Source organism: Komagataeibacter europaeus LMG 18890, from assembly GCF_000285295.1.
Lineage (GTDB): Bacteria > Pseudomonadota > Alphaproteobacteria > Acetobacterales > Acetobacteraceae > Komagataeibacter > Komagataeibacter europaeus.
On the sequence record NZ_CADP01000097.1, the window covers coordinates 1 to 9,578 of the forward strand.

At 55.9% G+C, this 9,578-nt stretch carries 7 protein-coding genes; 3 read left to right on the plus strand and 4 right to left on the minus strand.

The features are described 5' to 3' along the window. The 3 genes from GEU01_RS17185 to GEU01_RS17195 form a co-directional block, all read right to left on the minus strand. The coding region (locus GEU01_RS17185) for a helix-turn-helix domain-containing protein (protein WP_019087064.1) at positions 1-314 on the minus strand (314 nt) is incomplete at its 3' end. Between the two features lie 46 nt (positions 315-360). Then, positions 361-678, minus strand: a complete 318-nt coding sequence (locus GEU01_RS17190) for a hypothetical protein (RefSeq protein ID WP_232272600.1) — start codon at positions 676-678, stop codon at positions 361-363. Positions 679-951: 273 nt separating this feature from the next. Next, complete coding sequence (locus tag GEU01_RS17195) at positions 952-3,441, minus strand: TonB-dependent receptor family protein (RefSeq protein ID WP_174234171.1); 2,490 nt, start codon at positions 3,439-3,441, stop codon at positions 952-954. Between the two features lie 1,050 nt (positions 3,442-4,491). On the opposite strand from GEU01_RS17195, the gene GEU01_RS17200 reads away from it, so the two are divergent. From GEU01_RS17200 to GEU01_RS24030, 3 genes are all read left to right on the plus strand, one after another. Then, positions 4,492-6,480: a CocE/NonD family hydrolase gene (locus GEU01_RS17200; protein WP_019087067.1), complete on the plus strand. Its 1,989-nt coding sequence runs from the start codon at positions 4,492-4,494 to the stop codon at positions 6,478-6,480. A gap of 47 nt (positions 6,481-6,527) precedes the next feature. Continuing rightward, on the plus strand, positions 6,528-8,036 hold the full coding sequence (locus GEU01_RS17205; protein WP_019087068.1) for a peptide MFS transporter: 1,509 nt from the start codon (positions 6,528-6,530) through the stop codon (positions 8,034-8,036). Between the two features lie 476 nt (positions 8,037-8,512). Next, the gene (locus GEU01_RS24030; RefSeq protein ID WP_157212879.1) at positions 8,513-9,229 is read left to right on the plus strand and encodes a glycosyltransferase family 87 protein; all 717 of its coding nucleotides are present in this window, start codon (positions 8,513-8,515) and stop codon (positions 9,227-9,229) included. Here the strand turns inward: GEU01_RS24030 and GEU01_RS24740 are convergent. Continuing rightward, on the minus strand, positions 9,213-9,578 hold a 366-nt coding region (locus GEU01_RS24740), incomplete at its 5' end, for a Tn3 family transposase (protein ID WP_157212880.1). The genes GEU01_RS24030 and GEU01_RS24740 overlap by 17 nt on opposite strands.

Below are 9,578 nucleotides of genomic sequence, written 5' to 3' on the forward strand. Positions count from 1 at the left end.
CGCTGCCGATCGGGCCCGGCCTCGACCAGCGCCTTCAGTTCGGCCTGCTGTGCCCCGTTCAAACGGCAGGCTGGTCCCGGATGCTGATAATCGCGCAGGCCATCCGGCCCTTCAGCATTGAAGCGGTGGACCCAGTCCCGCAGCGTCTGGCGGTCCATGCCGCCCACGCGGGCCGCATCCGTCCGGCTCGCCCCGTCACGGATTGCTGCCAGGGCCAGAAGCCGGCGCGCAGCGTTCGCCTGCCGGCTACGCGCCGCAAGTCGCCTCAGATCAGAGGCCGAATAGTCATCCCGTAGCTTCACCGCCCTCGTCATCAGCCAGATCCTCCCGCATCAAGAGAATCAGAGCCAGCGCCGTTTGTCACTTCACACACGAGTCAGTGGCTACGTCCTTTGGTATCAGATCCGTTTTCAGCACGAAGCGACAGATCAGGTTGGCGAGCCCCAGCATGATGATGATGCAGAACAGCACGCCCACATTCATCAAAAGCGTCCGACCGCCATTGATCTCACGCAGTTTCTCTATCATTGCCTCGCCCTGTCTTTTCACCCCGCGGTGATAGCGGATCAGGTCGATCTTGACCAGTCGATGTATGGAACAGACAGGGCGGACTTCTGTTGCAATACGACCCGAGCCAGACGTGGCGGCTTTATCGGGGAAAGCCCGGTCCCTGTTCACGACAGATAACATCATCTGACGCGCGGGGCAGCGCCCGGTATTCTTCTGTGTTCCCGCCGGTCAGGACGGTCAAAGCCCGATAATGACGGCTACGGACAAACCGGTCCGCATAAGGCGACTTTTCCGTCCACCCTTGTCTACGTCATGGCGGTTGACAGAAAACACCCCCGATATCGGGGTGCTGAACAGACTTCGCCCGTGGGCACAGATCTGGCATCTGTACCCACGGGCGATAAATCATCTGCTTTCAGTCAGGTAAGGCGTAGTCGGATTTTAGAACTGTGCCGAAACCGAACCGAAGAATTCACGCGGCGCGGCCACGAACAGGTTGTCGTTGTTATCCCCGCTCACACTCGCGGCACCATAGACACCACCGATATAGTTCTTGTTGAACAGGTTGGTGATACCGAATGTCGTCTTGATGTTCTGCGCAAAACCGACCTTGCCGAAATTATAGCTGCCGTTGAGGTTCGAGGTCCAGTAAGCCGGAATCTGCTCGTCATTCATGTAGGTCATCTGACGGGCGCTGCTATAGGTCGCATTGAAGTTGAACATCGCCCGATGCCACGTATAGGTCAGGTTCGCCTTATACATGAACTTGGGATAGTAAACCTGATGCTTGCCCTTCAGGCTGGTTCCATCAGGCAGGCTGCCCTGATAGACCGCGTTGTTCCAGCTGAAGCTGTTGGAGATTTCCAGACCACGCACGGGACGGATCGCCGCCATTACGTCGGCACCGTTCATCGTTTCACGACCCACGTTCGCCATTGCACCATACTGGTTGTTGGTCGGCCCGGTCGTGACCGTCGCAAGGCGGTTGTAGTAATCGGTATGATAGAAATCGGCGCTGGCGCTCAGCAGTTTGGAGTTGTAGCGATACCCCACGACATAGTTCCATGTGCGTTCAGGGCGCAGGGTCTGCTTTTCTGCGTTGAACGCCTGCTGGGCGCTGACACTGGTACCATTACCCAGCGCGCCCCATGCCGTGCCGGAACTGGTCTGCTGCCCGTAGTCGTAGGCGCGCATGTTTTCAGCAATGTCGAAATAGACTTCGTGGTGATCCTTGAAGTGGTAATCGAAATTGAAGTGCGGCAGGAAGGCGTTGGCTGCCGTCAGGCTACCGGCAGCCGGATGGCTGTATGTATAGCTGGTCGGATCAACCGACTGGACCAGCCATGGCATGACGGAGGCGGAGTTATCCTGACTCGTGCCGCCATGGGTCGTCTGCAGCATCGACTTGAAACCGGCGCTGACAGTCATGCCTTCAATGATGTGATAGGTGTCCTGCAGGTAGAACTGGAACGTGTTGGTATTAAACGAGTCCGAATACCACGTCGTAGCCTGCGATCCCTTGAAACCCGAAATCGAATTGTGCGCCGAGGTCAGGCCGTCTTCATACATACGCATCGGGTAGTTGAAGGTATCGTTTTCGTACCAGATACCCGTCTGGATGACGTTCTTGTGCACATTGATGGTGAAGTTCTGCGTAAAGCCGATACGGCGCACATCCGGGTGCCCTGTTTCCATCACCATCGGCACGCCCGTTGAAGGCGAGGTCAGGAACGGGTTGGTGCCGCTGTAATCACCGTTGGACACATGCGCATAGGCGACCGTCTTGGACGTCACGTTCGGGAAAAGCTGGAACTCTCCCGTAATGGCCGACAGGTAATTGCGCTGGGTCTGGGTGCCGTCATAGGCATAGTTTTCCATATCCCCCACGCTGGGGTCGCCCGGCAGGGCCGAAACCCCGGGATAGCCCTGACCAATCTGCGCATAGCGCAGGGCTGTCGCGTAATCGGGCTTCAGGTAGTCGGCGTTACGGCCTTCGCGCTGCCACATGCCCTTGGTCAGGCCAAGGTAGTTGTACTGCTGAAAGTCCGAATAATCGAAAATCGCCGTGATCTTGCCGCGATCGCCAACCGGCTGGACCAGCTTGAAGTTGGCCTGCATTTCCTGCTGGTCGCCGTACCCCTTCCACTTGTCCTGATCGGTGCGGGCGAAGGAGGCATAGAACTTGGTGCCCGTGGAATTCAGGACGCCACTATCCACGCGGCCGAACGTACGGAACGCGTTATAGCTGCCGAATGTCTGCCCCACGCGGCCCCCGGCCTTATCCTTCGGATCGGACGTGGTATAGGTAAGCGCGCCGCCCAGTGTCTGTGCCGATGGGGTATCAAGCGCGCCCGCACCCTGCGACATGGTCATGCCGGCCACGTTTTCCTGAATTTCCATCTGATCGACGCTCAGGCCGTTCCAGTTATGGAAACCCTGCCCGCCCATCGGGATGCCGTCCAGCGTCTCACCGAGCTGCGTCTGGTTGAAGCCGCGTACGTACAACGTGTTCGCCACGGTATCGAGACCGAAGGCATCATCCGACTGGAAGCTGGCGCCGGGCGTGGTCAGCGCCAGGATCTGGTTCGGGCTGGTGCCCTCCACAAAGTGGTCCATCTGCTCACGCGAAACAGCCTGAACCGCATTGTGGGTGTGGACGCGGCCAACACTGACCTTCAGCGTTTCAGGCGCGGCGTGCGATGTGATGGGCGTCGGCGCCTGGGTCGTGCGTGCATGCGTGGTCGTATGCGTGGCTGCTGCCCTGGAACCGGCCTGATGGGCACGATGGGTTGCAGGTGTCGTGTCCACATCACTTTCCGGGGCGGCGACCGCTGCGGAGCAGCCAAGGGACAGCAACCATACGAAGGCTGAACTGGCCAGCAATGGCCCGTACGTCAGCGTCTCTCTTTTCCGTCTTACTATTTTCAGCATAGAAGAGTGTTTCCAATCGCACCTGACAGCATAGAACATAAGCTGCCCTACCGTCCATTCCGCCATGATTTTCTGATATTAGCGCCGTGTATGGAGGGAAAAAGGCTGAACTGTTCCGGTCATTGCTTTTCCCTTCCCTACGGCTGAGTGCTTCAGCCGACGCTGCATGTTTCTAGGTGTCAATTATTACAGATTCAGAAGAGAGAATATTCAATAACGAAAAATGATCGGGCGGCATTTGGGCGCTTATTGTGATTTAAAAGCAACATTTACTATAATGTATCCCAAAGTGAAGTTTCGCTTAACCTAAAGTGGTATACGATATTTGACGTTTTCCGGTTTCGACGCTGGTATTCATATAAAGTAATTGATAATATAATTTGATTATATTTTGAGGTTATCAGTCACATATATCGTTTGTTGAATTGAAATATAAAATAATTATGTTGTATTATTAATATAATATATCTAGTATATATATTTTGTATACAGGATATATATGATCTGGTTTTTAGAAAACCTCCATTATGCGATATGTATGGCTTTTAAATACCATTTTTTACATTGATTTATAGCCATAAATCACCGGAACGCATCCTGCGCAGACCGCCCAAACTATCAGTTGGATGATGTGCGCAAAAGAACACGCCCGTACCGGGCATACAGGTCACACCTCCCTTTCACGCCGTTGCGATGGAATATCACAGGTATAGTTCCGGTCGGGAAAAATACTGCTAATATCGCCTCAGTTAAGAAACTTTACGGACAGAGAAGGCCGGGGATGAATACTATTGTTTCTTCCTGCCCGTTGTGACCGGAAAGTTTTGTCTTTCCTCATGCGAAGTTAAATAAAACAGAAACGAACACACCATCGCAGCCACGCAAAACCATCGTTACGATAACGATCATTGCTCCGGTCCGGTTGCGCATTGTATGCGTAATCGTGGACCGGGTTATATCATTTTATGCCTGTATATACGGGGTGTTGCCCCAGTTGGGCCGCCGCGCTTCGGAATGCGTTGTGACAGTTGGATAGTGGAGTGGAATAACGTGAAACGGCTTTCCTGGCAGTCCCTGCCCTCACTGGCGATCATGATTGCCTGCGCATCACTGGGTACGGCCCAGACCCACGCACTGGCCGCCGATGCAGGCACGCCCGCCACGACGCCCACCGCGCATGATTCCGCCCTGACGGTGCAGACGGGCAACGACATCCCCGCCCATGTGAACTTTCCCACCGACGCGCGCAATTATATAAAGCGCGATGTCATGATCCCGATGCGTGATGGCGTGAAGCTGCATACGGTTATCGTGGTGCCGCGCCATGCGTCCAACGCCCCCATCCTGCTGACCCGTACGCCCTATCACGCATCCGAACGCGCCAACCGTATTCCTGATGCGCCCGACATCCGCTCTATCCTGCCGCAGGGTGACGATACGTTTGTCGATGGCGGCTATATCCGCGTGTTTCAGGACATCCGTGGCAAATACGGATCGGAAGGCGATTACGTCATGACGCGCCCGCCGCATGGTCCGCTGAACCCGACCAGCACGGACGAGACGACCGATGCGTGGGACACGATCGAATGGCTGGTGCATAACGTGCCCGAAACCAACGGTCGCGTGGGTATGCTGGGTTCATCCTACGAAGGGTTTACGGTGGTGATGGCGCTGCTCAACCCGCATCCGGCGCTGAAGGTCGCCGCCCCCGAAAGCCCGATGGTCGATGGCTGGATGGGTGATGACTGGTATCATTACGGCGCATTCCGTCAGGGCGGTCTGGACTATTACACCATGCAGATGTCCGTGCGGGGTGAAGGCAACACCATCCCGCGCGTCGATCGTGACGACTACACCAATTTCCTGTCCGCGGGTTCGGCCGGACAGTTTGCGCATAACGCGGGGCTGGACCAGTTCCCGTGGTGGCAGCGCATGCTGGCCCATCCCGCCTATGACGCCTTCTGGCAGCAGCAGGCTCTTGACCACCTTCTGGCCCAGCACAAGGCGACGGTGCCGACGCTGTGGGAACAGGGACTGTGGGATCAGGAGGACATGTGGGGCGCCATCCATACATGGCAGGCCATGCAGGGCACGAACCCGACCGTTCCCAACGTGCTGGTCATGGGGCCGTGGCGTCATAGTCAGGTGAATTACGATGGATCGTCCCTCGGTCCCCTGCACTGGAATGGCGACACCGCCGCGCAGTTCCGCCACGATGTGCTGCGCCCGTTCTTTGACCAGTACCTGCGCCCCGGCACACCCGCCGTACGTCTGCCCGAAGCCGTCATCTACAATACGGGCACCAATAAGTGGGACTATCTGGAACGCTGGCCGCTTGCGTGCGACGAACACTGTCCCCATCCCATGCAGCCGCTGTTCGTACATGCGGATCATGAACTGTCGCTCCACGCGCCGGAACATGGTGAGGATGATGCAGACCATTATACATCCGATCCGCAGCATCCCGTGCCCTTCCTGGCCCGTCCCTTCTCGTTCGTGACCGAGGCGGACCGCTGGAAGACATGGCTGGTACAGGACCAGCGCGCCGCCGAAAGCCGCCCCGATGTCCTGACCTATGAAACCCCTGTCCTGACCGCCCCGATCAAGGTCAGCGGCGTGCCGGTGGCGGACCTGTATGCGGCCACGACCGGTTCGGATGCGGACTGGGTGGTCAAGGTGATCGACGTCAACCCGCCCACGACCGCCGACAGGCCGGAAATGGGGGGGTATGAACTGGCGGTCTCGATGGATATCTTCCGTGGCCGTTACCGGCACAGCTTCGCAAAGCCCGAACCCGTCAGCCCCGGTCAGGTGGAACGCTACCGCTTCACGCTTCCTGCCATCAATCATGTGTTTGAACCCGGCCACCGGATCATGATCCAGATCCAGTCCAGCCTGTTCCCGCTTTATGACCGCAACCCGCAGAAATACGTGCCCAGCATATTGCAGGCCCACAAGGACGATTTCATCACCGCGACGCAGAGCATCTATCACAACCAGAAATACCCCACGGCTGTATGGCTTCCGGTCGTGCCCTGAGGGCAGATCATATGCATAATCCGGAGTGTGAAATTACCGCGAGGCACATGACTGCCAAAGACCGGTCGGCGGCGTTTCGTGTGGTTGTCGCCATAGAGATATGGGAAAGGTTCGGCTTTTACGGCATGCAGGCGATCCTGCTGCTGTACATGATTGAAAAACTGGGTATGAACGATACCCAGGCCAACATGTTATGGGGCACCTTTTCCGCCATGACTTATACCGCCCCGGTCGTGGGCGGATGGCTGGGCGACCGGGTCATGGGTACGCGCCGGACGATGGTTGTGGGGGCCATCATCCTGGCGACGGGCTATCTCATGCTGGGGTGGCTGACCGGCAACGTCCATTCCCTGTTTTTCGGGATGGCGGTCATTGCTCTCGGCAACGGTTTTTTCAAACCCAACTCCTCCAACGCGGTCAATATCATCTACCGCGATCAGGACCACAAGCTGGATGTCGCCTTCACGATCTACTACATGTCGGTCAATATCGGCTCCACTTTCTCCCTGATCCTGACACCATGGTTGCAGCAGACTTATGGGTGGGGTGTCGCGTTCATCTCCTGTGGCGTCGGGCTGGGACTGGGCATAGCGGGTTATTTCAGCCGTCAGCGCCGGCTTGCCTGTATCGGCACGGCGCCTGACTTCACGCCACTATCGCCACGGCGGGGCATGCTCATTGCAGGGACGACCCTTGCCGCCGTGGTATTGATGGCGCGGGTTTTTGAATACAGTTCGATACAGGGTGCGCTTGTCATCGCATCGGGCTGCGTCATCATTGCAGCGTGGACCCTGCTTTACATACGCGCCGCCGCACATGAACGTCCCGGCCTGAAGATCATGTATCTTCTGACCTTTGAAGTGGCGCTGTATTTCATCTTTTACCAGCAGATGGTGACATCGCTTACCCTGTTCGCGCTGCGTAATGTCAGCAAGGAATTCACGCTGTTTGGCGTGAACCTGTTTTCCATGTCGGCCGGACAGTTCCAGGCGTTCAATCCGCTCTGGATCATGGGGGGGACGCCCGTACTGGTCGCCATCTATAACTGGCTGGGGCGGCGCGACGATGATGTGAGCATCGCCACGAAATTCGTGATCGGCTTCGCCTGCGTCACCCTGTCCTTCCTGATCTGGTGGCTCAGTGCGGCGATGTCGTCCTCTCCCTACGTGTCACCGTGGGTCATGCTGATTGGATACGGCCCGTTATCCATCGGGGAACTCATGCTCAACAGCCTTGGGCTTGCAGCGATCGCCCGCTATGTCCCGCCGCGTATCAGCGCATTCATGGCCGGGTGTTTTTACGTCATGATCGGCTTTGCCATGTATGTCGGCAGTCTGGTCGCCAATCTGGCTGCGGTCGATAATGCGGGAACGCAGGGTGTCGATGCCGCCCAGACATTGCCAATCTATAGTGGACTTTTCTTTTACCTGGCATGTCTGGCCGGGGGGGCTACGCTTGTATTTGCCCTGCTGCTGCCGCTGGTCCGGAAATGGGAAGACGCCAATGCGCGGGGGCAGGATGAAAGTGTGGGAACGGAAACGCGCCTTTCGTATTAAGATGATGTAAAGTGACGTTCCACGTCGCATAGGAATGTGGCGTGGAAACACTGTGACCACTTGGGCTGCACGTTACTGACCGTCCCAGATCAGATCCAGCATTTCGTTGCTGGATCTTTTTTGTTTTAAAATGTCAGCACATTGAAAATGGACGTCAAGCGGGCGGCAGGCTTGTGTAAGCAAGACTTCGTTTATGACATTGGCGCGACCCTGATGGTCGTGCTTACCGCACACCAGAAACTGACACCGGACGTATTTTTTCAACAGGGTACGACTTCACTTCGATTTTCCCTGTTGGTCCGGTTTTCATCCTCAGTCATGAAGGCGGCCTGAAGACAGGCGTATTCCAGAATTATTATTGCGAAACAAAAACAATATCACGTTCATTTGATTTTTATGGCTGGCAACACTTCACCAGCATTACGTTAGGGGTTTCTGTCTGGCTCAATATCATCCGTCCATAATGGAGGCGTGTGTTGCGCAACGTAGCGAGACTGCTCACATCAGGACATATCCTTTTCATCCTATATTTTTCCCTGTTAGCCCTTGTAAATATCTATAATGCTTTTCCACTTGGCGGCCATCATCCGCTTTTTGAGGTGGATTTCAAAAAGGCCTACTATGCAGCAGGGGATGCACTGGTCCACGGCGGACCGCAAGCATTATGGCCGCTGATTGAACAGGCCGAATTCGTTAACTGGCCGATCACTGCCTATCTGTTCGTACCTTTTGCATGGATCGGATTACAGAATGCTGAGTGGCTTTTCACTGCTCTTGGGGTTCTGGCAACAGTTGCGACATTTCTGCTGCTGTCAAAGGACTGCCCATCAGGAACACGATTAAAGCTGGCCCTTCTGTTCCTTGGAAATGGCCCGTTATGGTACAGCCTTGCGGGAATGGGCAATACAACGCATTTCATACTTCTTGCCCTTATTATCTCCCTTCTTCTGCTGCGACCTGAACGTATGTACAGCGCTGGCATCATAATCGGGGCTGCTGCCGCCATAAAACCAATGATCTCCATTTTTATTCTATATTTTATCTATCGCCGAAATTATCGCGCAGCCGGCTCCAGCATGGCCGTAATCGCACTCATTGCAGTATCTTCAGTGATTGTATTTGGACAGACCATAACCCATGGTTGGGGGACGTACATAAAACGGGCACAGATATACGCTAAGGATTATCGGTGATTGTGATGGCTTGCCGGAGCGGGCGGAGTTTCCCTTCTGGGATGTCGGCGTCGGTCCAGAGGTAATCCCCGGTCAGGTTGATATGCTGCCACCCCAGCGGAGAGAGATGCTGGAGCAGACCAGGCGGAACGGATCGTCCTTGATGTTCGAGATGCCGCATTGCGGCTCCGAGATAGGTGGTGTTCCACAATACGACGGCGCTGGCGACGAGATTGAGCGCGCTCGCCCGATGTCCCTGGGCTTGCAGTCCGTGATCGCGGATCCGGCCGGTGCGATGGAAAAAGATGGCGCGCTTGAGGGCGTTCTGGGCCTCTCCCTTGTTCAACTCGCGGGTGGCGCGGCGGCGTTC

What these genes read in the sequence shown, in the direction of transcription:
- GEU01_RS17205 (WP_019087068.1), top strand. Translation starts at nt 6,528, where the DNA reads ATGACTGCCAAAGACCGGTCGGCGGCGTTTCGTGTGGTTGTCGCCATA.
- GEU01_RS17195 (WP_174234171.1), bottom strand. Translation starts at nt 3,441, where the DNA reads ATGCTGAAAATAGTAAGACGGAAAAGAGAGACGCTGACGTACGGGCCA.